The sequence below is a fragment of the Rhodopseudomonas sp. G2_2311 genome (genome assembly GCF_047501505.1).
Classification (GTDB): domain Bacteria; phylum Pseudomonadota; class Alphaproteobacteria; order Rhizobiales; family Xanthobacteraceae; genus Rhodopseudomonas; species Rhodopseudomonas palustris_H.
This window is the reverse complement of sequence record NZ_JAZDRK010000017.1, coordinates 1-23,031: the sequence shown is the minus strand read 5'-3', so window position 1 is coordinate 23,031 and position 23,031 is coordinate 1. Positions and strand designations below refer to the sequence as shown.

Below are 23,031 nucleotides of genomic sequence, written 5' to 3'. Positions count from 1 at the left end.
AATACGACTTACAGTTGAAGGCTAGCACCGCTCACTCTTGCTGTAAAGTAATCACGCTCCATCGCGACGCGAAGCGCCGCATCGTTCTTCGGATTGTCAAGTCGCGAGAGGTTCTGGTAGCCGGAATTGCCGATCACCAAGGCAACCCGCTTGTCGGCCAGCGCCGGCGATTGCCAAATCGCCGCCACCAGCATCAGCGCAATTCCGCTCGCAATCCGCCCCATGCCAGATCCGCCTACGCTCGGGTCGGGCCACAGACTATCCGGATTTCGCGACCCGGCAAAACTGGGTTTGCGCCGGCAAATCGCCGGCAAGTCGTCGAGGCGACCTGTTACGCTCGGACCGGTCGCCGAGTCATCCCCAATCACCTCATGTGATTTGAACGATTCAAAAAGGATGGTGCGGTAACGCGCATCTCTATCCCGCCGCGCACAGTTCAACTGAATCAATGCGATACTCGCCCCATCAGGATCGTTCGCAGGCGAGCGCCTGATATCGTTTGATAGATTCCAAACTGGCTTCGCGCAAAAGCTTCGCAGCAGCGTTGATACACGTTGCTGTATCCGATTACTTCGCTGCCTCGATTTGGGGGTAAGCGATGAAATTGGGTCATGCCGGCGTAAATGCCGGTCGCAGTTCTGTGGTCAACGCGCTGCTGCTGACGAGCGCGCTGATCTCACCGGTGGTGTGGCCCTCGGCGCAAGCCGTGGCGCAGGATGCCAAACCGCAGGCGACCCAGCTGCCCGCCGTCGAAGTTGCAGCCCCGGAGGCGAGCCGGCGCCAGGCGCAGCCTGCGCGCGACCGGAATCGCGCCGCCGCGGGCCCGTCGCGCCGCTCAGCCCAGCGCGCCGCGCAAGCTCCGCAGCCAGTGCAGCCCACGCAGCGCGCGGTGTTCGAACGCGGCACAGATCCGGTGCCGGGCTTCGTCCCCAGCGTCAGTGCCAGCGGCACCAAGACCGACACCAAGCTGATCGAAACCCCGCAGTCGATCTCGGTGATCAGTCGAGACAATCTCGATGCGCGCGGCGTCGACACCGTCGCGCAGGCGCTGCAATACACCGCCGGTGTCGCGGTGCAGACCGGCGGCGCCGATCCGCGCTACGATCAGGCCCGCATCCGCGGCTTCGAAACCAACGGCTTCTCCAATTTCCGCGATGGATTGCGCGACACCGCCAACGGCTCGGCCTATTTCTCGGTGTTCCGCAATGAGCCCTACGGCGTCCAGCGCGTCGACGTCGTCAAGGGACCGAGCTCGGTGATGTACGGCCAGAGCCCGCCCGGCGGCCTGATCGATCTGATCAGCAAGCGCCCGACCGATCAGGCGTTCGGCGAAGTGGTCGGCCTCGTCGGCACCGCCGACCGGGTGCAGGGCGCGTTCGACGTCGGCGGCCCGATCGACAAGGACAAGACCCTGCTCTATCGCCTCACCGGCGTGCTGCGGGATTCCGACGCGCAGATCGCCAAATTCTCCGACAAGGTGAAGGACGACCGGGCCTATATCGCGCCGGCGGTGACCTGGCGTCCGACCAACGACACCTCGCTGACGATCCTCAGCGATTATCAGCACGATGTGTTCGGCAACGCGTTTCCCGTCTCGGTCGGTGTCGTGCGAGGCGGCAAGATTGTCGACGTCAAGGCGCTGCCGCTGTTTCTTGGCGATCCGTCGTACAACACTTTCGACCAGAGCCAATATCGGATCGGCTATCAGTTCGAGCACCGCTTCAGCGACGATCTGATCGTGCGCTCGCGCGCCCGTTACGGCCATGTCGACCTGGAATATCGCTACATCACCTTCGCCGGCACCCCGCTCGACACCCAGACCGTGTTCCCGCGGGTCTCGCGCAAGGTGCTGGAGACCAGCGACACCTTCAACATCGACAACCACGTCATCGCCAAGACCTGGACCGGTCCGCTGCAGCACACCGTGCTGATCGGCACCGATTATCAGACGTTCCAACTCAGCGGCGATCAGTTCGGCGGCACCGCGCCATCGCTCAGCCGGGTCAACCCGGTTTACGGCCAGCAGATCGTGATCCCGACGACGCTTCTGCAGAGCTACAAGCAGAACCTGAACCAGGCCGGCATCTATCTGCAAGACCAGATCAAGCTGCAGAACTGGATTCTGACGCTCGGCGGCCGCTACGATGCCGCCCAGCAGACCACCCTCAACCGCCTGAACGGCGTGCCGCAGCCGAACGACGACACCGCCTTCACCAAGCGCGCCGGCCTCACCTACGTCTTCGACAGCGGCGTTGCCCCCTATGTCAGCTATTCCGAATCGTTCCTGCCCACGGCCGGCATCGATTTCAGCTCGAATGCCTTCAAGCCAACCAAGGGCAAGCAGTACGAAGGCGGCATCAAGTTCCAGCCGAACCGAGATCTCTTGTTCACGGCGGCTGTCTTCGACCTGACCCAGGACAACGTGCTGACGGCCGACCCGCTGCATCTGAACTACAGCATCCAAACCGGCCAGGTGAACTCGCGCGGCCTCGAGCTCGAATTGCTCGCCAAACCGATGCCCGGGCTGAATCTGCTGGCGACTTACACGCTGCAGAACGTCAAGAACACCCAGAGCAACAACGGCGATATCGGCAAGGTGCCGGTGCAGATCCCGCGCAACATGGCGTCGGGCTTCGTCGATTACACGCTGCAGAGCGGACCGCTTGCCGGTTGGGGCTTCGGAGCCGGCGTCCGCTACGTTGGTGAATCCTACATGGACATCCTCAACACGCTGACCAACGACGCCTATACGGTGTTCGACGCCGGGCTGCATTATCGCCAGCCGAAGGGCATCAATCTGGCCCTCAACGTCAAGAACATCGCCAATAACGACCACGCGCAGTGCACGGTGACCGGCGGTTGCCAATACATCACCCCGCGGGTGGTCACCGCGACCGCGAGCTATCGCTGGTGACCGGGACACGCGCACTCAGGATCTGGAGCAAGGTCCACACCTGGACCTCGCTGATCAGCATGCTGTTCATGCTGATGCTGTGCCTCACCGGCCTGCCGTTGATCTTCCATGAGGAGATCGAGGAACTGACGCAGCAACAATTCGCCGCGCCGAACCTGCCGGGCAACGTCCCGGCCGCTCCGGTCGACGACGTTGTGCGCGCTGCGCAGCAGGCCCGCCCCGGCGACCACGTTCTGTTCGTCACCTGGCGGGACGAGCAACCGGATACGGTCGTGGTCTCGATGTCGCCGACGCCAAAGCCGATGCGCGGCAAGTTCTATCGCCTGGTGATGGACGGCCGCACCAAGGCGGTGCTCGGCGAAGAGCGGCCGCAGCAGGGCGTGATGGACATCATCCTGCTGCTCCACAAGAACATGCTGCTCGAGCTGCCGGGCGAATTGTTCCTCGGCGCGATGGGCCTCTTGCTGGTTGTGTCGATCGTCTCCGGCGTCGTCGTCTACGCGCCGTTCATGCGCCGGCTCGACTTCGGCACCGTCCGTCAGCGCTCGCGGCGGCTGAAATGGCTCGACCTGCACAATCTGTTCGGCATCGTCACCACAGTCTGGCTGTTCGTGGTCGGGATCACAGGCGCGATCAACACGCTGGCGATGCCGATGTACGACTACTGGCGCGGCCAGGTGCTGCCGCCTCTGTTGGCTCCGTATCGCGGTGCGCCGGTGGCCCAGCCGTCCTCACTGGATCAGGCGATCGCGCGGGTTCGCGCCGCTCTGCCGGAGGGGCGTCTTTCCTCGATCACGATGCCGACCGCGGAGAATTTTGGGAGCCCCCGCCATCTCGTGGTCTGGATGAAGGGCAACTCCGCGCTCACGGCGCTGATCGCCACCCCGACGCTGGTCGATGTCGATCAAACCGTGCCCGTTCTGGTGCCGCAGATGCCTTGGTATTTGACGCTGCTGCAGATGTCGCGGCCACTGCATTTCGGCGACTATGGTGGCCTGCCACTCAAGATCGTCTGGGGTCTGCTCGACCTCGTCTGCATCGTCGTGCTGATCACCGGACTTTATCTCTGGGTCGCAAAGCAGCGCTTCGGCGGCCATGCCCGCAGCCGCACCACAACGCAGCCGGCGGAAGTCCAATCGACCGATGCGAGGCCGGCATGAGCCCGCCCCGCAGAGCCTCGCACACCACCGCCCAAATCTTCGCCGCGCCGCTCGCGATCGGCGTCATCACCGCCCTCGGGCTGACGACAGCATTGCTCGGCGACGGGCTGTGGGACTGGATCTCCTGGGGCGCGCTCGCACTGCCGGTTGCGGTGGCAGTCGTTTATTGGCAGATCGGCCCGAAGCGGGCCGAACCTCGATAAAAGGCACAGTCGTTCAACACAAACAGACGTCATCGCCCGGTGCTGATCCACGCCGCCTGCCACATGCACAACCTCATGGTGAGGAGGCGCGTAGCGCCGTCTCGAACCATGTGACGCAGGGAATGCGTTGCCCCATCCTTCGAGACGCCCGGCTTCGCCTGGCTCCTCAGGATGAGAACTCAGTGCCTTCGGAAAGGTCGGATCGTTCAATCAAACGATGAACCGCTCTAGCTCGGCGAGCAAGACAATCGCTCTGGAATACTGGATCCCCGCTTTCGCGGGGATGACGGCTTAGGGTTGGGTTAGGCTCGACTCAAATTTCCCGCGTCATGCCCGGCCTTGTGCCGGGCATCCACGAACTTCGGCATAGCGTCGTGGCGAGACGTGGATGGCCGGGACGAGCCCGGCCATGACGGCGTTGAGAGACAACGGCTTCTAACTACTTCACCAGCTCACACCCGCCTTCCGCGATCGGACGGAACGCCTTGTCCGCGGCGATGGTCGAAACCAGGCGATAGTAGTCGTAAGGATATTTCGACTCCTCCGGCTTCTTCACCTCGAACAGATACATCGGATGCACGACGCGGCCGTCCTGGCGGATGGTGACGTCGCCGAACAGTCTGTCCTTGCCGCTAAACTTTTTCATCTGCGGGACGACGTCCTTGGCATCGTCGCTTCCGGTGGCCGCGACGGCGTTGAGATAGGCCAAGGTCGAGGCATAGACGCCGGCCTGGTTGCCGCTCGGCATCTTGCCGTTCATGCCGGGCCGCTGCGCGAACCGCTTGGCGAAGGCGCGGGTGTCGTCGTTCATGTCCCAATAGAACGCTTCCATCAGCTGCAGGCCCTGCGCCACCTTCAGGCCCATGCCGTGGATGTCGTTGATGAACAGCAGGAAAGCAACCAGCTTCTGCCCGCTCTGCTGAATGCCGAATTCCGCCGCCTGCTTGACGCTGTTGATGGTGTCGCCGCCGGCATTGGCGAGGCCGATCACGCCGGCCTTCGAAGATTGCGCCTGCAGCAGGAACGAGGCGAAGTCCGACGTGCCGAGCGGATGCTTGGCGGAGCCGAGCACCTTGCCGCCATGCGCCTCGATGTACTTGGCGGCTTCGGCTTCGATGCCCTTGCCGAGCGCGTAATCCACCGTAATGAAGTACCAGTCCTTGCCGCCACGCTGCATCATCGCCGCGGCGGTGGTGTTGCCGGTCGCCCAGGTGTCGTTGACCCACTGGATGGTGTTGGGCGAGCAGGCCTTGCCGGTGAGATCGGAGCTCGCCGTCGACGACGCCAGGAACGTCATCTTGGTGCCGCGCAGCAGCGTGTTGATCGACAGCCCGACCGCCGAATTCGGCACGTCGACGATCGCGTCGACGCCCTCGTTGTCGAGCCAGCGGCGGGCGATGGCGTTGCCGACGTCGGCCTTATTCTGGTGATCGGCATAGACGATCTCGACCTTGATGTTCTTGCCGCCGCCAGCGAAGTCTTCGGCCGCCATCCGAGCCGCCTCGACCGAGCCCATGCCGTTGGTATCCTGGAAAATGCCGGAAATGTCGTTGAGCACGCCGACGCGCACGACGTTTCCGGAGATCTCGGCGTTGGCAGTGCCACACAACAGGCACGCGGCCGCGAGGCCGAGCAGGCCCTTGGTTGATCTCATTTCGTTTCTCCCTCGGTGTTTTGATTGTTTGTTGAGTGGGCCGCAGCGGGTCGTTGCCCCCTACGGTAGCGCTGCTCAGACCTGACGATCCGGAATCCGCAAGATCAGGCCGTCGAGATCGGACGACAGCTTGATCTGGCACGACAGCCGGCTGTTCGGCAGCCGCTCGGCGGCCGTGCCGTCGAGCAGATCGTCCTCGTTGCCGTCGACCGGCGGCAGCTTGCTCAGCCCCTCGTCGACATAGACGTGGCAGGTCGCGCACACGGCATTGCCGCCGCATTCGGCAACGATGCCGTCGAGCCCCAGGCTCAGTGCGGCATACATCGCGGTGTCGCCGACCGCGGCCTCGGTGGTGCGGCGTTCGCCATCGGGAAGAATGAACGTGATACTCGGCATGGAGCTCTCTCAGGCAGGCGTCAGTTGGATCGGCAGGCTTTCCAGCCCGCGCAGCGTGTTGTTGAAACGGCGCTTCAGCGGCCCGGCGATCTCGATCGCCGCCACCTTCCGAGCCAGCGCGGCGAGCACCACCTCACCCTCGAGCCGGGCAACCAGCTGACCGACGCACATGTGCACGCCCGAACCGAAGCCGACATGGCCCGAGGTTTTTCGTGTGATGTCGTAGCGGTCCGGATCGTCCCAGCGCCGCGGATCGCGGTTGGCGGAGCCGAGGAACATCAGCACCTTCTCCCCCTCCCCGATCGTGGCGCCTGCAAGTTCGACGTCACGCGTCGTGGTGCGGAAGAAGGTCTGCACCGGGCTCTCGAACCGCACCGCTTCTTCGAAGGCGTTGCGGGCCAGCGACGGATCGGCGCGCAGCTGCGCGAACTCGTCCGGAAAACGCGCCAGGCAATACACCGCCGCCGCGATGCCGTTGACGGTGGTGTCGAGGCCTGCGGAGAGCAGCGACCGCACCAGCAGCGGGGCCTCCTCGGGCGTGATCTCGCCGGTGTCGCTGAAGGCGTGGATACAGGCGCCGAAACCGCCAGGCGCGAGGTTCGGCCGCTGGCACTGCTCGGCCACATAGGCCTGATGCGGCGCCGAGCGTTCGATCGCGCTCTGCCGCAGTTCGTTCGGCGGCCCGAACGCGTTGAACACGAGACCCGCATAGGGCAGCAGATTCTCGCGCCCCTCCTGCTTCAAGCCCATCGCATCGGGAAACACCGATAGCGGATAGGCTTCGGCGAGGTCGGCGATCGCATCGATACTGCCGCCGCAGGCCAGCAGTTCATCGATCTTGGCGTCGGCCGCCGCCGCGAAGCCGTCACGCAGCCGCTTCATCGTCGCCGGCGACAGCACCTTGCTGAGTACCGCGCGGGTGCGGGTATGCGCCGGCGGGTCGGCCTCGAGGATCAGGCTCGGCGGTCGCCACGGCTTCTCCTTCTTGAAATCGCTCAGGCCGACGCCGCGGCTGGAGCAGAAGGTGAGCGGATCGTTGAGCACCGCATAGACTTCGGCGTAGCGGGCGACGCCATAGACGTTCCACTTGTCGAGATACACCACCGGGCCCGCCTCGCGCAGCGTCTCCTGCTCCGGATAGGGATCGGCGAAGTAGTCCAGCGCGAACGGATCGATACCCAGATGCGGAACACCGGCGCCGTGCTGGGACGGCGTGGTAACCGGCACCGATGAGGGAGCCGTGGTCATGTTGTCCTCCTCAATCGCCACTTGTGAAATGCCGTGGCATGTCCTTATGTCGGCGCATGCATTCGCAGCCGACATCCCCATGACTGGTGCATCCCGCCCGCCAAAATCCCGGCGATCTGCCGCGGCCGCGCCGAGCCCCGAAGGCCTCACGCTCGATCTGGAGCGTTACGTTCCGGCCTTCATCACCTTCATCGCCAACAAGCTGTCGAACAGCGCCACGGCGTTCTATCAGGGCAATTTCGGCGTCAACGTCACGGAATGGCGGATCATGTCGCTGCTGGCGATCGAGCCCGGCATTTCGGCGGCGCGGATCTGTCAGGTGATCGGCTTCAACAAGGGACCGGTCAGCCGCACGCTGTCCGACATGCAGTCGCGCGGGCTGATCACCATCCGCGTCGATCCGAACGACGCCCGCACGCATTCGATCTCGCTCACCGGCAAAGGCCGCGCCACCCATGACAAAGTGATCGTCGCCGCGCTGGAGCGCGAGCGGAAGCTGATGTCGTGCCTGAGTACGGACGAGCAGGAAGTGCTGATCGATTTGCTGCGCCGGCTGCACAACAACCTCGGCGCGGTCACCGGCGAAACCATCTGAACCGCTGCGCGGCACTATCAGCCGTGCGTCCTGCTTGCGCCTGATCGCGGACACATCTCCGCGACAGCCGGCCGCTGTGCTGCCGAGCATGTCTCCTCCCCGAACCGGCGACTGGGTCGCTCTTGTTCAGAACAATTCTCACAGATCAGTTGCCTTGGCAACGAATAAGTTGGCGCGTGTTTCGGCACGCGCGACGGGCTCGTTCGCAAGCGCGAACAAGCTCCGTGCATCACCGATGAGTCAGAAATGAAGTTCGGTTACCGGTTCGGGATCAGCCAAATCGGCATTGATCCGCTACATCTGCCGCCAGAACAGCCCGATCGTCAGCGCGAGGCCGAGCACGACGACGCCAATTCTGAGCATGGTTTCGTTGACCCGGCGCAGCACCCAGACGCCGAGCAAGTAACCGACCGTCGACGACACCGCGAGGACCAGCGCCTCCAGCCACTTCACCTCGGGCGAGAACGCGAACATCGCCACCGCCGAGGCGTTCATCGCCGCCGCCAACGCATTCTTGGTGGCGCCGGCGTTGCGCGCGGTCATGCCGGCGATCGACAGCGCAGCCATCATCAGAAAGCCGATGCCGCCGCCGAAGTAACCGCCATAGATCGAGATCAGAAACTGAATGCCGATCAGCACCGGCGCGCCGACGTGCCGCGCCTGCGCACTCGGTTTGCGGCCGAAGCTGCCCCAGGCGAACATCGCGGTGGCGAACAGCACCAGCCACGGGATCATCTTGGCGAACACGGTCGGCGGCGTGATCAAGAGCAGCAGCGCACCGGCCGCACCGCCCGCAAGGCTAGTGAACACCAGGGCCCGGAAACTGACCTCGCCCACGCCGCGCACCATGCCGCGGCCGGCGTAGCCGGAAGCCAGCTGGCCGGGAAACAGCGCGACCGTGGAGGTGATATTCGCCGACAGCGGCGTCATCCCGGCGAACAGCAACGCCGGCAAGGTCACGAACGACCCGCCGCCCGCGAGCGTGTTCTGAACGCCGGCCCACAGGCCGGCGACGGCGATGATGATCAGCGCGGTCATGCAAGTCCTTCAATAGAGCGGCGGCGGGCGCCGCCGGCAGCAAGATAAGGGGGCTACCTCGGCCGTTGCTTGAGCTTGGCGCGCTTGGGCAGCAGGGCCGGCCACGACACGATGTGATCTTCGAGCTCCTCGACCGGGACCTCGGTCTCGGTCCGCTCCACCCGCCCCCGCACCGAGACGCCGGCCTCGTGGACGGTATTCGGATCGCCGGAGATCAGCGGGTGCCACCAGTACAGGTCACGCCCCTCGGCAACGAGTTTGTAGGCGCAGCTCGGCGGCAGCCAGGTCAGCTCGCGAACCTCTTTCGGAGTGAGCCGCACGCAGTCCGGCACCCGGTCCGACCGGTTCGGATAGTCCCGGCAGGCACAGGCGCCCGCATCGAGCAGCCGGCAGCCGACCTCGGTGAAATAGATCCGCCCGGTGTCTTCGTCCTCGAGCTTTTCCAGGCAGCAGCGCGCGCAGCCGTCGCACAGGCTCTCCCATTCGGTCGGGGAGAGCTGTTCCAACGTCTTGGTCTTCCAGAAGAAACCGTCTTGCGCGGACGGCTTCTTGGGGCGCGCGGTCATGCCTTGGATGCTGCTTTGCGGTGGTGAGGCCGCCGTTCTAGGGGGAGTTTGCCCGGCGGCGCAAGCGCTTAGCCGGCATGGCTGGGTCTGGAACACCCGCGGTGGTTTCGGCTACACCGAAAAATCCTGCACGACCATTGGTTTATCGGGCATGCTCGGGTAGAAAGAATCAGATTCCCAAAGCTCGCCCGCCCTCGCCTTGCGATCGCCGCATCATTGCGCAAGACGAACAGCGCCTGTGCGGCGTGCTGATGTGATTGGTCGAACCCGGTGCCGAAGATTCTGCCAGACAATTGGAAGCAGCGGATCCGGAATTGGTTTCTGGACCTCGACGCCCGGCTCGACTCGACGCTGTTCTCATCGGCGGTCGGTATCAGAGAGCTGTGGGAGCGGTTCTCGACCTACATGGACCGCTTCTATGTCGGCGGCTGGAAGCGTTGGGTGTTCATCGAGCCGCTGTCGGAGGCCGCCTCGATCGGGCTGCTCGGCCTCGTCGCACTGCTGGCGCTGGCGCAGCCGGCATTCCGCGAGACCTCGGACGAGGACTGGCTGAAGAAGTCCGACCTCGCCGTTACCTTCCTCGACCGCTACGGTAATCCGATCGGCAGCCGCGGCATCAAGCACAACGACGCGATCCCGCTCGAGGACTTCCCGGACAACCTGATCAAGGCCACCCTCGCGACCGAGGACCGCCGCTTCTACGATCATTTCGGCATCGACGTTGCCGGTACGCTGCGCGCGCTGGTCACCAACGCCCAGGCCGGCGGCGTGCGCCAGGGCGGTTCGTCGATCAGCCAGCAGCTCGCCAAGAACCTGTTCCTGTCCAATGAGCGCACGCTCGAACGCAAGATCAACGAAGCGTTCCTGGCGATCTGGCTGGAAACCCGGCTGACCAAGAACGAGATCCTGAAGCTGTATCTCGACCGCGCCTATATGGGCGGCGGCACCTTCGGCGCCGACGGCGCGGCCCACTTCTATTTCAACAAGTCGGTGCGCGACGTGAACCTCGCCGAGGCGGCGATGCTCGCCGGCCTGTTCAAGGCGCCCACCAAATACGCCCCGCACATCAACCTCCCCGCCGCCCGCGCCCGCGCCAACCAGGTGCTCGACAACCTGGTCGACGCCGGTTTCATGACCGAGGGCCAGGTGTTCGGCGCCCGTCGTAACCCGGCCTCGGTGGTCGACCGCCGCGACGAGAACTCGCCGAACTACTATCTCGATTGGGCGTTCGACGAAGTCCGCAAGATCGTCGACACCTTCCCGAAGTCGTACACCGAGCGCGTATTCGTGGTCCGCACCGCGATCGACATGAACGTGCAGCGCGCCGCCGAGAGCGCGATCGAGAACCAGCTCCGGCAGTTCGGCCGCGATTATCACGCGACCCAGGCCGCCACCGTGGTGTCCGATCTCGATGGCGGCGTGCGCGCGATGGTCGGCGGCCGCGACTATGGCTCCAGCCAGTTCAACCGCGCGGTCGACGCCTATCGCCAGCCGGGCTCGTCGTTCAAGCCTTACGTCTACACCACGGCGCTACTGAACGGCTTCAAGCCGACCTCGATCGTGGTCGATGGCCCGGTCTGCCTCGGCAACTGGTGCCCGCAGAACTACGGCCACTCATATTCCGGCTCGGTGACGCTGACCCAGGCGATCACCCGCTCGATCAACGTGGTGCCGGTGAAGCTGTCGATCGCGATCGGCGGCAATCCGAAGAACCAGTGGGACTCGGCCAAGAAGGGCCGCGCCAAGATCGTCGAGGTGGCGCGCCGGTTCGGCCTCACGGCGCCGCTGCTCGACACCCCCTCGCTGCCGATCGGTTCGACCGAAGTCACCGTGGTCGAGCACGCGGTCGCCTACGTGACCTTCCCCAACAAGGGCATGGCGGTGAAGCCGCATGCGGTGCTGGAGATCCGCACCGGCGCCGGCGACCTGGTGTGGCGCTGGGACCGCGACGGCCCGCAGCCGCGGCGCGCGATCCCCGCCAACATCGCCGCCGATATGGCCGGGATGATGAGCCACGTCGTCACCGAGGGCACCGCACGGCGCGCGCGGCTCGACGGCATTCCGGCCGCCGGCAAGACCGGCACCACCAACGCCTATCGCGACGCCTGGTTCGTGGGCTACACCGGCAACTTCGCTTGCGCGGTGTGGTACGGCAACGACGACTACTCGCCGACCAACCGCATGACCGGCGGCTCGCTGCCTGCACAAACTTGGCACGACATCATGGTGGCGGCGCATCAGGGCGTGGAGGTCAAGGAACTCGCCGGCGTCGGCATGGGCGAGAAGCTGCCGGCGACGCCGGGCGAGCGTGCTGCCGGCGCCGAGAGCGCCGAAGTCAAAGCGGCACCGCCGCCGGTGCTGACGCGGCGCGGCGCCGAGATCCTGGTGCGGGTGGAGAAGATGCTCGACGATACCAGCCGTGCACTCGATTCCGCCCCTGCACCGGCGACCGGCCGCAAGGTTTCGACCGGGACAGTCGGCTTGACCGATAGCATGGCCGCGGCGTCGCCCGGCTCCGCCCCGGCGGCGGCCCAGAGGAATTGAGCGCGGCGATGCGACTGACGATGACATCGGGGATGGCTGCGACGTGCGCCTGATCGTCCTCACTCTGCTGGCCCTGCTAATCGCCGCCGGCGTCGGCATCGGTGCCACCTGGATCACCGCAACGCGCGGCACCGATTTCGGGACCTTGACGATCGGCGCCTGGACGGCGCGGCCGCGGGTCGGCACCTCCGAGGTCGATCCTTACGCCCGCGCCGCGATCGTGCGCAGCGGCGCGCTGCCGGTCGGCGCTGGCGACGGCATCTCATTCCTCGCCACCACCGACGATAACAAGCGCCCGCTCGACGGCCGCTGCGACGTCGAAATCAGCGGCGTCACTCCCGCCGCGCGGTTCTGGACGCTGACGCTCTACGATCCGCGGGGCAATCTGGTCGCCAATACGCTGGAGCGCTACGGTTTCACCAGCCAGGAGATCATTCGCGACGCCGAAGGCAAGTTCAGCATCCGGATCGCGGCCCGCGCCCGCGGCGGCAACTGGCTGCCGACCGGCGGCGTCGACCGCTATTGGCTGATGCTGCGGCTGTACGATACCCCGGTCGGCATCGCCACCCGGACCCAACGCGACGCGCCGATGCCGGCGGTCGCTACCATCGGCTGCCCATGATCCGCTTCGCCATCGCCATCATTGCCGGACTGGTCCTCGGCGGCATCGTGCATCTCGTCACCGTCCTGGTGCTGCCGCGGATCGCCGGCCAGGACGCCTACGCCCGGCTGGCACCGCTGACCCAGGTCAACGCGGTGACGCAGTTGCCGGACATCACGCCCGACAACGCGCCGCTGCCGCTGCTCGATCCGGCGTTCGCGATGGCGGTGTGCCGCTACGATCTGTCGAAAGGACCGATCAAGCTGGCGGTGCCGGTGAGCCAAGCCTACACCGCAGTGTCGTTCTACACCCGCAGCGAAGTCGCCTACTACGCGATCAACGATCGCTCCGCCGGCCGCAAGGTGATCGAGCTCGATCTGATGACCGCCGAGCAGCATGCCGAGCTGCCGGAAGACGAAGACGTGACCTCGGCCGACCGCCTGATCATCGACTCGCCAACTCCCACCGGCCTAATCGTGATGAAGGCGCTCGCCTCCGAACCGGGCCTGATGCCGCAGGCCCGCGCCGCACTGAAAGCAGCGACCTGCAAGGTGCAGTCGGAGCCGCAAGCCAAGTCGCAGTCCTGACCGTAGGATTCGCACTTGGTAGCGCTCGACGCGGCGCAGCTCGTCGAGCCAGCCTGTACACGATGCGAGGCCACGGCGCTATTCGCCTTAGACTAGCGCGCAAGAATTGCAGCCATCAACGACTGTTACTGATCCACACAACGTTTTCTTGTCGCGACCAGAGTATGACTTCAGCCAGAGATACGTCGCGCGCACACACGCCGCGCGGGTCTAGCGAATGACTCGTCAACATGAACGCGCCTTCGGCGCTCCTATAAATGCTCTCCATATACTGATAGCCTTGGAGATAGAACCATCGGTATGCAATCTTTATCATGGTTGGGACTCCTATCGACATCCGTTGCGAGGGAGCCAACCTACGATCACTTCGCTTTTTCTCAAGAATGTTTGTTTTTCAGGAAATCGATGATAATTATAGCCCCCTGGAATTTGTCATACAAATCGACCGCTCATTAGCACCTGGCTAGCAAGCAAGGCGCGGTCGCTTTATCCCTTCCGCACGACTGCCCCGCTTTGCGGTGCAGCGGGCTTGGCCAACTGGCCGAGATTGGCGGCCTGCAATTCCAGTTCGGCAATCAGGCGGTCGGCGTCGGCGGCGATGCCGTCGGGCGCCATGATCACCAGCCGCTCCAGCGCCCAGCGATACGACGACGCGCGCCGGCGCAGGCACTGCTGCACCCACTGCACGATCAGCGAATTCTCTTCCATCCGCGCCACTGCGTCCGCGCGCTCATTCGGCGACAGATCGGCGATGTATTTCAGACTGGCGTTGCGCTTCTGGTCGAGTTCGAGCACCCGCGCCGCGGTGAACTGAAACGGCTCGATCATCGTCAGGTCGTTGCGGACGTCCTGGATCAGCTCGTTGTAGCGGGAGGAGTGCGAGCGATGCGGCTCGTCGATCAGCAGCTTGCCGTAGGCGGTGCGATCAAACGGCGGCTGCTGCCGCCACGGAGCTGCGATCGGCTGGTAATCACCGAAGACGCTCTTCCATGCGGGGCGTGCATGCGGCGCTTCGATCAGCGGATACGCCATGTCGCGCATGTTGCGCTCTTGGTCGGTCAACTGAAACGCGGACGCTTGCAGGCCGATGCTGCCGGTGGCTTCGGCGCCGATCCAGCGATGCATGTCGTCGGTGACGAAGTCGCGCCTCGTGCGTCCGAAATCACCGCCAGCACAGCCGCCGAGCAAGACAGCCGCAAGGGTGGGAAGGAGCAGAACCGTTCGGGCGGCCCTGCCCCGGATCAGGACCGGACGGCCGACCGCGGACATTGATAAGCTTCTTCGGTTCAGGAGCGGGCGCGGCGGCGGCGACGCCGGCCGGGCGCATCGCCCTGTTTGGGCCCGCCGTCGCTGCCGGCATCGGCGTGCCGCTCGATCCGGATCACCGGGAGGATGGTCACGGTGGCGGTGCGATCGGACGGCGCGACCATGGGCGAGCCCGGCCGCCGCGATGCCGCATCCGCCGGAAATTCAATGATGGTGCCCATACCGGTCTCTCCGCGTCCTTTCCTGCGACCCGATCACGGTGCGTCGCATTAAGGAGCCGTTATGGTTAATGCACTGTTAATGGCGGAGCCGTCTGCGGTTGCAACCGCCGCGGGTGGGGTGATAGCTTTGAAGCCCGTGGGGACGGGAACTTGACGTCGACGTGAGGCTTGTGACCTCCATGATCGAGATTCCGCCATCCGATCTGCGCACCAGCCGCTTCCCCGCCCTCGGCCCCCAGCCGATCGCGATTGCGGCCGCAGCCCTGCTGCTGATCATCGCCGGGATCGGCACCATCTTTCTGTGGCGCATTGCGACCGGCACCAGCCCTGAACAGGAGCGTGTCGCCGCCGGCCGTCAGGTGCAGGCCCGTGTGGCGCAGACCTCCGAACAGCTGGTGGAGCGCACCAAGGGTCTGGAGCTGACGCAGCAGCAATCGATCGACCAACTGCAGGCGCTGCAGGATCAGCTTGCGCAGATCGAAAGACTGGTCGCCGCCCAGCGCAGCGAGACCAAGAAACTGTCCGAACAGGTCGGAGAGATCGGCACCAATCTCGACAGCCTGCGGCAGTCCTTCGCCCAGGCCCAGCCGGCGGACACCGCCGAGCGGCCAACCGCGCGATCGCGGCCCGTCGCCCATGCCTCGCGCGGCAAAGCCGGCAAACCGCGCACCACCAAATCGCAACGCAAACGCATCAAACCGCGCAGATAGCTCAAATTGCATACCGCTGCTTAACCAATTTGCGACCAAGTTCGCTGGGGCAAGCGGCTAGTATGTGTGGGAGTTGACGATGCGTAAATTTGCGGCGCTGGCGGCCGGCTGTAGCACGCTGGCTGTTCTGGTCGGGCTCGGTGCCGGCCGCGCGTGGCTCACCCTCACCCCCTCCAAGATCGACGCCGCCCGCGTTCCGTCCGCTTCGGAAGAAATCACCACCGGCACGATTGCCGCGCGTTGGCCCACGCCCGGCGGCACGCCTCCCCGTGCAGCGCAGAGCCCTGCTCCGAACATCCAGCCGGCCCGCGCCACCGCCGCTGATCCCGCGATCACCGCAAAGCCCGCCGCGCTGCCGGCTCCCGCGCCGGCCCCGGTGCGGCAGGCCTGCAGCAATCCGAACGCGCTGGGCATCTCGCGCACCGTCGAGATCGACACCTCAGGCGGCCCGGGCCTCGGCATGTCGCAATATCGCGACTACGACTTCCTGCAGCCCGGCGAGGTCGCCCTGACCTTTGACGACGGCCCGTGGCCGGTAAATACCCCCGCGGTGCTGGCGGCACTGGAGGCGCAATGCGTCAAGGCGGTGTTCTTCCCGATCGGCAAGCATGCGAGCTGGCACCCGGCGATCCTCAAGCAGGTGATCGCCGCCGGCCACACCGTCGGTTCGCACACCTGGTCGCACGTCAATCTCGCCAGCAAGCCGTTCGCCGAAGCCAAGAACGAAATCGAGAAGGGCATCAGCGGCGTGGTGCAGTCCGCAGGACAGCCGACCGCGCCGTTCTTCCGCTTCCCGCAACTGCGCCAGACGCCGGAGCTGAAGGCGTATCTCGGCGAGCGCAACATCGCGACGTTCTCGATCGACGTCGACTCCGAAGACTTCCGAATTCACAAGCCGGATCAACTGATCAACGGCGTGATGGCCAAGCTCAAGAAGGCCGGGAAAGGCATCCTGCTGATGCACGACTTCCAGAAGTCGACCGCTCAGGCCCTGCCCGAGCTGCTCGCGCAGCTCAAGTCCGGCGGCTACAAGATCGTGTTCATCACCGCCAAGGACCGGGTGACCACGCTACCGGAGTACGACGCCCAGGTCGCGCCGGCGCAACCCACCGCTTCGACCGCAAAGCCGATCGCCAACGTGATCCGCACCGTCGATTAGCAGCGGCTGCTACTAAAATCGTGACTTCGACAGACGGGCGCTTCAAGCGCCCGTTCTTGCGTCTCCGACCTGCTTAACAAACCGTTGAGCTTAACTGGCTGTTAAAGCGACGGGGCTAAGCTTCCGGTAACTCGTACCATTTTGCGCCGCCATGACAACGTTCACACCCTTTCCCGGATACGACGGGCTGATGTCGCTGTCGCGCCGCGAAGGCGTCGACATTCGCCCGACGCTGCTCAGGGTGCTGACCGATCTGTATGTGCAGAGCCCGTCGCACACTGACGAGGAAGAGCGGCAGTTCGTCGAGCTGACATCGCGGCTGATCGACGAGGTCGACGATGCGACCCGCGCGGTGGTACGCGCCCGGCTGTCGATCTATCCGCACACCCCGCGCGCGATCGCGCTGCGGCTGTCGCTATCGCCCTCAACCGATCAGCGCGTACCTTTGGCCGCACCGATCCCCCCGGCTGATACCGCAGCTCCGGCGCGGCCGGCGCCGCGTATTCCGACCGAAGCCGAACAGCGCGCGTCGAGTCTGTCGATGCAGCCGGAAGATGCTGCGCAGCTGTCGGAGATGTTCTTCTCGGCAAGTTCGCAGGAGCGCACGCAGATCCTGTACAATCTTGCCGAGACTCCGCTGCGTCCTGCAGCGCGGATTCATCCGCCGCGGGCGATGCGCGCGATCGAAGTACTCCACATGGCGGCCTATGTGTCCGACGTCGAGAACTTCACCGCCGAACTCGGTGACGCACTGCTGCTCACGGCCCCAACGGCCGAGCGCGTCGTGTTCGATGAAGGCGGCGAAGCGCTCGCCTGCGCCCTGAAGGCGCTGGGGATCAAGAGCCAAGTGTTCGAGCAAGTACTGATGTTCCTTGACCCGGTCAAAGGCTCGTCGGTCGAGTGGGTTTACCGGCTGTCGCGGCTGTACGATCGCTTGAGCGAACGCGCGGCGCTGATCATGCTGGCGGCTTGGCGCGGTGCCACCGTCGCTTCCACGCGCGCCAAATATCGCGCGGCACTTTACGACGATGAACGGCAGCGCGCCCGCAGCGCAACGCCGCAGGCCCGCCCTGCGGTCCAGCCTGGCGCCATCTGGACGCCACGCACCGGCACGACGCGCGGTTAGCGCGCTTCATTGGAAGTCGTTCAGTTCGTAATTCTCGTCATGGCCGGCGGTACCGCGGCCATCCGCGGCTTCTCCCAACACGTGGATGCCAAGGTCGAGCCCCGCATGACGCGGCAGAAGCGCTCCGATTATTTCGCCAGATCGAGAAAGTGCCGCCCGGCGCGGTCTTCGGTTTCGACGATCCAGACGTCGGGATCGAACCGGATTTCCTTGGCGAGACGCGCCTCGACGTCGGCTTCGGGTTGAGGCGCCTGCGACGCCGGCACGAACACACGCTCGAATGGGCGCTCGTCGTCATATGCGGTCTGTGGCGCCGGCACGTACAGCATCGCTTGTCCGTCCAAGGTCGCGACCTTGACGAACACCGCTCCCGCGTCCTCGGCACCACGCCGGCGCACCGCGCCGAACACGCCCTCGGTCTGGCAGCGCCGCAAGTAAGCCGACACCCAAATCGCACTCTTCAGTCTCATGGGAGGCTTGTAGAGGATTCTGGGATTGGAGCAAATCGGAAGCGGTGATCGCCCGTCAGAGACGTCGCGGCCTACGTCCACCCAAAATCAAGAAAAGCGGCAGCGGTGTCTGTCAGGCAGACGGCCGCTGTCGACTTCGCACTAGTCGATCGGATGCCCGATCATCAGTCCAAGCTCGCGGACGACGCGATCGGAGATCTGCCCCGTGACCGGCAGATTACGCGAGCGTTCGAAGCGAGCGATGGCGGCTTGGGTGTCGGAGCCGGCGGTGCCGGTCGGCTTGAGCTGGCCGTAGCCATATTGCGTCAGCGCACGCTGCACCGAAGCGACGCGGCGGGACGACGGAGCGGCGGCCTCGCTAGCACCACTCGGGATCGCAGCCGGCGGCCGCGGCGCATTGACCGACGAGGCAGCGCTATGCGGCGCGGTGGCGCGCACCAGATTGCCGAGCGGATCTTCGGCTTCGGCACGGCCGCGCACCGGACGCGCTTCCGGCCGACGCGTGTCGGCGGTCTTCGCCTCGACGGGGCGCACCTCGACGGGCCGTGCTTCCACCGGCTTTGCGGCTTCGACCGGCTTGGACTCGACCTTGGCTTCGGAAGGCTTCAGCTCGGTCACGGTCGGTTCGAGCAGCTTCTGATCGAGCACCTTGGTGTCGGCACGGGACTCGGCGTCGACCGGGCGTGGCCGCGGCAGCGTGACGATCGAGACCGACGCGGACGGCACAGCCTTGCCGAACATCGGTGAAGGATGCTGGCCCGCCTGCATGAAGATCGCATTAGTCACAATCGCGATCACCGCGGCCGAGGCGAACATCGCCGCGACGAAATCCTTCGGGCTCGACAGCATCAGTCGCATCGCAAATCCACGCTCCTCGCTGTCCGCAACGGCTGCCGCCGCACCGCGACGCCGCGGTGCATCGTCCTTTCGCGTCTTAGGCACTCTTCTTCACCTGGTAGTCTGTCGCCGGCGAGTCCGTCGTCATCGCCGGGTTCAACGTCGTGACGTTGCTCGCTGCCGGCAACGCCAACGGCAGCGACACCGTAACGGTGGTGCCGCAATCGATCTGGCTCTGCACCTCGATCTCGCCGCCGTGCATTCGCACTAGGCTCTTGACGATCGATAGCCCGAGGCCGGTGCCCTCGTGGCGGCGCTGATAGGTTTTTCCAGCCTGGAAGAACGGATCGCCGAGGCGCTTCAGATCTTCTTCGGCGATGCCGACGCCGGTATCGGTAACGCGCAGCACCAGCCGGGCGCCTTCGACCGCGGCCGAGACGGTGACGGTGCCGCCCCGCTCGGTGAACTTGATCGCGTTCGATACCAGGTTGAGCAGGATCTGCTTGAACGCGCGCGGATCGCCGACGACTTCCGGCAGGTTTTCCGGCGCGCGGGTGACGAGATCGATTCCGCTGTCGCGCGCCTTCAGCGCCAGCAGATTGCAGCAGTTGAGCAGCGCCGGGCGCGGCGCGAATGGTTCCGGCACGATCTCGAACGAACCGGACTCCATCTTCGACATGTCGAGGATGCCGTTGACCACCGACAATAGATGCTGACCGGAATCGTTGATGAGCTGCGCGTATTCCTTGCGGCGCTCCGGGCCGAGCATCAGCACGTCGTCCTGCAGGATCATGTCGGAAAAACCGATGATCGCGTTCAGCGGCGTCCGCAGCTCGTGGCTCATGGTGGCGAGGAAGCGGCTCTTGGCGGCATCGGCTCGGTCGGCTTCGGCGCGCGCTTCGTCGAGCGCCTGCTCGTGGATCTTGCGCTCGGTAATGTCGCGCATCACAGCGACGACTTCCGTCTCGCCTGCGTTGGCGGCGGTCGTGGCTAGGCTGGATTCGAGCGGCCGGCAGCGCATCTCGACCCAGACGAATTCAGCGGCCGACGGCCGGCCACGCTCGTCGCGGGCGACCTCGCGGCGAATGCGGAATTCGACGCTGCCGGTCTCACGGCCGCGCGCCGCATCGGACATGGCCTTCAGGTAGGCCGGACGATCGGCGACGTGAACGCGATCGAACAGGCCGTGTTCGGCGAGCCGAGCTACCGGCGTACCAAGCAGGTTCTCGGCCGCCGGCGAAATGAAGCGAACCGCGCCGTTACGATTGTGCCGCGAGATGACGTCGCTCATGTTGCGGGCGAGCAGCCGGTAGCGCTCTTCCTCGACATTCAGCAGCGCGCCGTTGGTCCGCGCCAGCCACACCGCACCGTAAGCAAGGCCGGAGGCGTACAGCGCCGCCGAGGTGATACCGAACGCTGCGAGCGTCGCGCTCGACGCGGCACCGGCGGTTTGCACCGGCAAAACGCCAAATAAGCCGAGCCCGATCAGCACCGCCGCGCCGCCAAGCGCCAGCGACGCCGCGAACATCACGGCGCGACGCGAGGCCGACAGCGCCGCTTCGATTGGGATCACCACCAGCCATACGGCCGCGAAAGATTGAATGCCACCGGTCAGTGCGGCGACGCCGATCACCAGCGCAGTCAGCGCCAGCGACGACAGAAAGTGCGCCTGCTCGTAGCGCCCAGTGCGCGACAGGAACCACGCCACCAGAATAGGCGCAATCAGCCACGCAAACGCAGCTGCCTCGAGCGCCGTCGGGGCGCCACGCAAAACCAGATACAGTGGAAAGGCCGCGAAGGCGGCGAGGCTTCCGAGCAGACGCGGCGCAAGGAACGCACGATGCCGTGCAGTCGTCAGCGCGTCATAGCGCGCCGACGGATGCAGCAATGCATCGAGACATTCACCGATGATCCTGGATACTGCCACGCTTCTCGCGCTCGCTGGTCGCCTCGTAACGCGAGGCATTGTGGCGCCTCACGTGTGGTTGGCCGAACCTGTCAGAGCGACATTAAACGAACACTAAGGCGACCGCAGACGATCGCGTTCGGCCGCTTCTCCGCGCGTCGGCGCACTGCATTCAACCCGAATGGTGAACGCATGGTTTCAGCGACCGCCGCGATATGGTTTCGAATTGGTGGACGCAAACAGCGTGCGCGGTGAGAAAGCGTGCAACGTCAATCGAATATTTACGCCGAATCGGCTCGGCGGTGTTTTCAGCCGATTTCACTCGAATTGTAAGTAACTGATCCACTCCGAATTCATTGACCTTCGCTACGACGGAGCTCGATTGCGAGACCAATCGCAACGGGGATTTGGACGACGGGGTCGCGAGATGTTCTTTCTGCTTCGCTTGGCATTTTGGATCGGAGTGGTCCTGGTGTTTCTGCCGCGCGAGTCGACACCGGATTCGGAGAAGCTGCCGCAGATCGGCGCCTCGGAGGCGGTATCTGCAGCGAGCGCCGCGGTGTCGGACTTCAGTCAATTCTGCAAGCGCCAGCCGGCGGCTTGCGAAGTCGGCGAACAGGCCGCAACGGTGATCGGCCATCGCGCGCAGGAAGGCGCGCGCAAGCTGTATCAGATCATCACCGAGAAGCGCGGCGAACCGACCGGTGCGATCGGCGCTGCCGAAGCGCCCGATCCGTCGCTCGCGCCGCGCGACACGCTGACGGCGGAAGATCTGAAAATCGAGTGGAAGCTGCCCGGCGCCGAAACCGCATCGACCGATGCGGTCGCGAAGCCCACTGCCACCAATTAGGGCAATCCACGACCATCGGAGCAGGCGATTCTCGCTTTCGACCGCCTGCGAACCCATATATCTGTCGGTACAGGTTCCATCGCGAGCGAACCGCTACCGACAGATACAGGTCACGATGACGATTGACGAGATCAGGGACAATTTCGCGCTGCTCGACGAGTGGGACGACCGCTATCGGTACGTGATCGAACTCGGCCGCATGCTTGAGCCGATGCCCGAGGAAGAACACTCCTCCGCCAACAAGGTGCAAGGCTGTGCCAGCCAGGTGTGGCTGTCGCGCACGCTGTCGCATAACGCCAACGGCGAGCCGGTGCTGAGCTATCTCGGCGACAGTGACGCGCACATCGTCCGTGGTTTGATCGCGATTCTGCTGACGCTGGTGTCGGGCCATACGCCGAAGGAGATCCTGGCGACGGAACCGATCGCGGTGTTCGACGAACTGGGCTTTCGCGAACACCTGACGCCGCAGCGTTCCAACGGTCTGCGTTCGATGATCGAGCGGATCAAGGCCGACGCCCGCGAGACCCTCGCCGCCTCGACCTGACGGACCACTGGCGGCTGATCCGCCGCCTCACGGCACCACAAACGACGCATCGTCCGCCAGCCAGCTTCGCAGCCGCGGCTTGGCCTCTGCGGTCCGCGGTGCAAGGCCGTAATGCCTTGCCAGCCGGTCCAGCGCGAGCTGCAGCACCACCTTGGCGGAACGCAACGGCCAGCCGCGTTCGCGCTCGACGTCCTCGAGCCCGCGCAGGAAGCAACAAACGTCGAGCAGGATGCCGGAGAACTCCGGCCCGCAGGCTTCCAGCGCCAGCTGCACGCGCTGCCGTGCCGCCACCACCAGATCGGTCATCTCCCCGGCCCCGCCGCCGCCCGAGCGCCCCGTGGGCGCCCCCCAGTTCGATGTGACGCGAGGTGTCAGGTTGCCGCGCGTGAAGTCGGCGCGCAGCCGCTCGCCGGCGACGAACTGCTCGGCGCTGATC

Annotated in this window: 24 protein-coding genes; 12 read left to right on the top strand and 12 right to left on the bottom strand. The window is 65.0% G+C overall.

From position 1 onward, the window contains the following. Window positions 1-8 precede the first annotated feature (8 nt). Complete coding sequence (locus tag VRZ08_RS19195; protein WP_414533537.1) at window positions 9-449, bottom strand: hypothetical protein; 441 nt, start codon at window positions 447-449, stop codon at window positions 9-11. A gap of 149 nt (window positions 450-598) precedes the next feature. On the opposite strand from VRZ08_RS19195, the gene VRZ08_RS19190 reads away from it, so the two are divergent. The 3 genes from VRZ08_RS19190 to VRZ08_RS19180 are packed head-to-tail and all read left to right on the top strand — an operon-like array spanning window position 599 to window position 4,277. Then, window positions 599-2,914 carry a TonB-dependent siderophore receptor gene (locus VRZ08_RS19190; protein ID WP_414533536.1) on the top strand — a complete coding sequence of 772 codons (2,316 nt, stop codon included), beginning with the start codon at window positions 599-601 and terminating at the stop codon, window positions 2,912-2,914. Then, a complete protein-coding gene (locus VRZ08_RS19185) occupies window positions 2,911-4,074 on the top strand; it encodes a PepSY-associated TM helix domain-containing protein (protein WP_414533535.1) in 1,164 nt (387 codons plus the stop codon). Before VRZ08_RS19190 ends, VRZ08_RS19185 begins: the two co-directional genes overlap by 4 nt. After that, window positions 4,071-4,277, top strand: coding sequence for a hypothetical protein (locus tag VRZ08_RS19180; RefSeq protein ID WP_414533534.1), 207 nt, complete (start codon window positions 4,071-4,073; stop codon window positions 4,275-4,277). Before VRZ08_RS19185 ends, VRZ08_RS19180 begins: the two co-directional genes overlap by 4 nt. A gap of 439 nt (window positions 4,278-4,716) precedes the next feature. Here VRZ08_RS19180 and VRZ08_RS19175 read toward each other — a convergent pair whose 3' ends face one another. The 3 genes from VRZ08_RS19175 to VRZ08_RS19165 form a co-directional block, all read right to left on the bottom strand. Further along, a complete protein-coding gene (locus VRZ08_RS19175) occupies window positions 4,717-5,931 on the bottom strand; it encodes an ABC transporter substrate-binding protein (RefSeq protein ID WP_013503331.1) in 1,215 nt (404 codons plus the stop codon). A gap of 75 nt (window positions 5,932-6,006) precedes the next feature. Then, window positions 6,007-6,327 carry a 2Fe-2S iron-sulfur cluster-binding protein gene (locus VRZ08_RS19170; protein WP_164571791.1) on the bottom strand — a complete coding sequence of 107 codons (321 nt, stop codon included), beginning with the start codon at window positions 6,325-6,327 and terminating at the stop codon, window positions 6,007-6,009. A 9-nt stretch (window positions 6,328-6,336) separates the two neighbouring features. Further along, window positions 6,337-7,575, bottom strand: a complete 1,239-nt coding sequence (locus tag VRZ08_RS19165) for a cytochrome P450 (protein WP_414533533.1) — start codon at window positions 7,573-7,575, stop codon at window positions 6,337-6,339. Between the two features lie 79 nt (window positions 7,576-7,654). Between VRZ08_RS19165 and VRZ08_RS19160 the strand changes: the two genes are divergently transcribed. Then, window positions 7,655-8,170, top strand: coding sequence for a MarR family winged helix-turn-helix transcriptional regulator (locus VRZ08_RS19160; protein WP_414533532.1), 516 nt, complete (start codon window positions 7,655-7,657; stop codon window positions 8,168-8,170). Between the two features lie 294 nt (window positions 8,171-8,464). Here the strand turns inward: VRZ08_RS19160 and VRZ08_RS19155 are convergent, their stop codons facing one another. Continuing rightward, on the bottom strand, window positions 8,465-9,208 hold the full coding sequence (locus VRZ08_RS19155) for a sulfite exporter TauE/SafE family protein (RefSeq protein WP_263991281.1): 744 nt from the start codon (window positions 9,206-9,208) through the stop codon (window positions 8,465-8,467). A 53-nt stretch (window positions 9,209-9,261) separates the two neighbouring features. After that, window positions 9,262-9,774, bottom strand: coding sequence for a YcgN family cysteine cluster protein (locus tag VRZ08_RS19150; RefSeq protein WP_107355025.1), 513 nt, complete (start codon window positions 9,772-9,774; stop codon window positions 9,262-9,264). 270 nt (window positions 9,775-10,044) lie between these two features. On the opposite strand from VRZ08_RS19150, the gene VRZ08_RS19145 reads away from it, so the two are divergent. The 3 genes from VRZ08_RS19145 to VRZ08_RS19135 are packed head-to-tail and all read left to right on the top strand — an operon-like array spanning window position 10,045 to window position 13,506. Further along, window positions 10,045-12,318, top strand: a complete 2,274-nt coding sequence (locus VRZ08_RS19145) for a transglycosylase domain-containing protein (RefSeq protein ID WP_414533531.1) — start codon at window positions 10,045-10,047, stop codon at window positions 12,316-12,318. A gap of 43 nt (window positions 12,319-12,361) precedes the next feature. After that, window positions 12,362-12,940 (top strand): DUF1214 domain-containing protein, encoded by a 579-nt coding sequence (locus VRZ08_RS19140; RefSeq protein ID WP_263991277.1) that lies wholly within the window; start codon window positions 12,362-12,364, stop codon window positions 12,938-12,940. Next, the gene (locus tag VRZ08_RS19135) at window positions 12,937-13,506 is read left to right on the top strand and encodes a DUF1254 domain-containing protein (RefSeq protein WP_263991276.1); all 570 of its coding nucleotides are present in this window, start codon (window positions 12,937-12,939) and stop codon (window positions 13,504-13,506) included. The genes VRZ08_RS19140 and VRZ08_RS19135 overlap by 4 nt, the downstream gene beginning before the upstream one ends. 486 nt (window positions 13,507-13,992) lie before the next feature. On the opposite strand, the gene VRZ08_RS19130 is transcribed toward VRZ08_RS19135, so the two are convergent. Continuing rightward, window positions 13,993-14,775, bottom strand: a complete 783-nt coding sequence (locus tag VRZ08_RS19130) for a hypothetical protein (protein ID WP_107343831.1) — start codon at window positions 14,773-14,775, stop codon at window positions 13,993-13,995. Between the two features lie 17 nt (window positions 14,776-14,792). Continuing rightward, window positions 14,793-14,993 carry a hypothetical protein gene (locus VRZ08_RS19125; protein WP_414533530.1) on the bottom strand — a complete coding sequence of 67 codons (201 nt, stop codon included), beginning with the start codon at window positions 14,991-14,993 and terminating at the stop codon, window positions 14,793-14,795. 179 nt (window positions 14,994-15,172) lie between these two features. On the opposite strand from VRZ08_RS19125, the gene VRZ08_RS19120 reads away from it, so the two are divergent. The 3 genes from VRZ08_RS19120 to VRZ08_RS19110 all read left to right on the top strand — a co-directional run bounded on the left by VRZ08_RS19120 (window position 15,173) and on the right by VRZ08_RS19110 (window position 17,988). Further along, on the top strand, window positions 15,173-15,703 hold the full coding sequence (locus tag VRZ08_RS19120) for a hypothetical protein (RefSeq protein WP_414533529.1): 531 nt from the start codon (window positions 15,173-15,175) through the stop codon (window positions 15,701-15,703). A gap of 79 nt (window positions 15,704-15,782) precedes the next feature. Next, a complete protein-coding gene (locus tag VRZ08_RS19115) occupies window positions 15,783-16,862 on the top strand; it encodes a polysaccharide deacetylase family protein (protein WP_414533528.1) in 1,080 nt (359 codons plus the stop codon). A gap of 151 nt (window positions 16,863-17,013) precedes the next feature. Next, the gene (locus VRZ08_RS19110; protein WP_414533527.1) at window positions 17,014-17,988 is read left to right on the top strand and encodes a DUF2336 domain-containing protein; all 975 of its coding nucleotides are present in this window, start codon (window positions 17,014-17,016) and stop codon (window positions 17,986-17,988) included. 128 nt (window positions 17,989-18,116) lie between these two features. Here VRZ08_RS19110 and VRZ08_RS19105 read toward each other — a convergent pair whose 3' ends face one another. The 3 genes from VRZ08_RS19105 to VRZ08_RS19095 all read right to left on the bottom strand — a co-directional run bounded on the left by VRZ08_RS19105 (window position 18,117) and on the right by VRZ08_RS19095 (window position 21,222). Continuing rightward, a complete protein-coding gene (locus VRZ08_RS19105) occupies window positions 18,117-18,458 on the bottom strand; it encodes a DUF1491 family protein (protein ID WP_107343827.1) in 342 nt (113 codons plus the stop codon). Window positions 18,459-18,599: 141 nt separating this feature from the next. Then, on the bottom strand, window positions 18,600-19,316 hold the full coding sequence (locus VRZ08_RS19100) for a peptidoglycan-binding domain-containing protein (RefSeq protein WP_264076177.1): 717 nt from the start codon (window positions 19,314-19,316) through the stop codon (window positions 18,600-18,602). Window positions 19,317-19,392: 76 nt separating this feature from the next. Continuing rightward, complete coding sequence (locus tag VRZ08_RS19095; RefSeq protein WP_414533526.1) at window positions 19,393-21,222, bottom strand: PAS domain-containing sensor histidine kinase; 1,830 nt, start codon at window positions 21,220-21,222, stop codon at window positions 19,393-19,395. Window positions 21,223-21,628: 406 nt separating this feature from the next. Here VRZ08_RS19095 and VRZ08_RS19090 point away from each other — a divergent pair, with 406 nt between their 5' ends. Together VRZ08_RS19090 and VRZ08_RS19085 are read left to right on the top strand one after the other, a co-directional pair. Next, window positions 21,629-22,051 carry a DUF5330 domain-containing protein gene (locus VRZ08_RS19090; RefSeq protein ID WP_107355007.1) on the top strand — a complete coding sequence of 141 codons (423 nt, stop codon included), beginning with the start codon at window positions 21,629-21,631 and terminating at the stop codon, window positions 22,049-22,051. A gap of 115 nt (window positions 22,052-22,166) precedes the next feature. Beyond that, window positions 22,167-22,595, top strand: coding sequence for a SufE family protein (locus VRZ08_RS19085; protein ID WP_263991269.1), 429 nt, complete (start codon window positions 22,167-22,169; stop codon window positions 22,593-22,595). Window positions 22,596-22,622: 27 nt separating this feature from the next. Here VRZ08_RS19085 and VRZ08_RS19080 read toward each other — a convergent pair. Then, window positions 22,623-23,031, bottom strand: a 409-nt coding sequence (locus VRZ08_RS19080; RefSeq protein WP_414533525.1) for a DUF6456 domain-containing protein, incomplete at its 5' end; no start/stop codon positions are given.

Bases quoted from the DNA above. Each gene is read 5' to 3' on its own strand.
- VRZ08_RS19190 (WP_414533536.1), top strand. From the start codon at position 599: ATGAAATTGGGTCATGCCGGCGTAAATGCCGGTCGCAGTTCTGTGGTC.
- VRZ08_RS19180 (WP_414533534.1), top strand. From the start codon at position 4,071: ATGAGCCCGCCCCGCAGAGCCTCGCACACCACCGCCCAAATCTTCGCC.
- VRZ08_RS19175 (WP_013503331.1), bottom strand. From the start codon at position 5,931: ATGAGATCAACCAAGGGCCTGCTCGGCCTCGCGGCCGCGTGCCTGTTG.
- VRZ08_RS19170 (WP_164571791.1), bottom strand. From the start codon at position 6,327: ATGCCGAGTATCACGTTCATTCTTCCCGATGGCGAACGCCGCACCACC.
- VRZ08_RS19165 (WP_414533533.1), bottom strand. From the start codon at position 7,575: ATGACCACGGCTCCCTCATCGGTGCCGGTTACCACGCCGTCCCAGCAC.
- VRZ08_RS19160 (WP_414533532.1), top strand. From the start codon at position 7,655: ATGACTGGTGCATCCCGCCCGCCAAAATCCCGGCGATCTGCCGCGGCC.
- VRZ08_RS19155 (WP_263991281.1), bottom strand. From the start codon at position 9,208: ATGACCGCGCTGATCATCATCGCCGTCGCCGGCCTGTGGGCCGGCGTT.
- VRZ08_RS19150 (WP_107355025.1), bottom strand. From the start codon at position 9,774: ATGACCGCGCGCCCCAAGAAGCCGTCCGCGCAAGACGGTTTCTTCTGG.
- VRZ08_RS19135 (WP_263991276.1), top strand. From the start codon at position 12,937: ATGATCCGCTTCGCCATCGCCATCATTGCCGGACTGGTCCTCGGCGGC.
- VRZ08_RS19130 (WP_107343831.1), bottom strand. From the start codon at position 14,775: ATGTCCGCGGTCGGCCGTCCGGTCCTGATCCGGGGCAGGGCCGCCCGA.
- VRZ08_RS19125 (WP_414533530.1), bottom strand. From the start codon at position 14,993: ATGGGCACCATCATTGAATTTCCGGCGGATGCGGCATCGCGGCGGCCG.
- VRZ08_RS19120 (WP_414533529.1), top strand. From the start codon at position 15,173: ATGATCGAGATTCCGCCATCCGATCTGCGCACCAGCCGCTTCCCCGCC.
- VRZ08_RS19115 (WP_414533528.1), top strand. From the start codon at position 15,783: ATGCGTAAATTTGCGGCGCTGGCGGCCGGCTGTAGCACGCTGGCTGTT.
- VRZ08_RS19110 (WP_414533527.1), top strand. From the start codon at position 17,014: ATGACAACGTTCACACCCTTTCCCGGATACGACGGGCTGATGTCGCTG.
- VRZ08_RS19105 (WP_107343827.1), bottom strand. From the start codon at position 18,458: ATGAGACTGAAGAGTGCGATTTGGGTGTCGGCTTACTTGCGGCGCTGC.
- VRZ08_RS19100 (WP_264076177.1), bottom strand. From the start codon at position 19,316: ATGCGACTGATGCTGTCGAGCCCGAAGGATTTCGTCGCGGCGATGTTC.
- VRZ08_RS19090 (WP_107355007.1), top strand. From the start codon at position 21,629: ATGTTCTTTCTGCTTCGCTTGGCATTTTGGATCGGAGTGGTCCTGGTG.
- VRZ08_RS19085 (WP_263991269.1), top strand. From the start codon at position 22,167: ATGACGATTGACGAGATCAGGGACAATTTCGCGCTGCTCGACGAGTGG.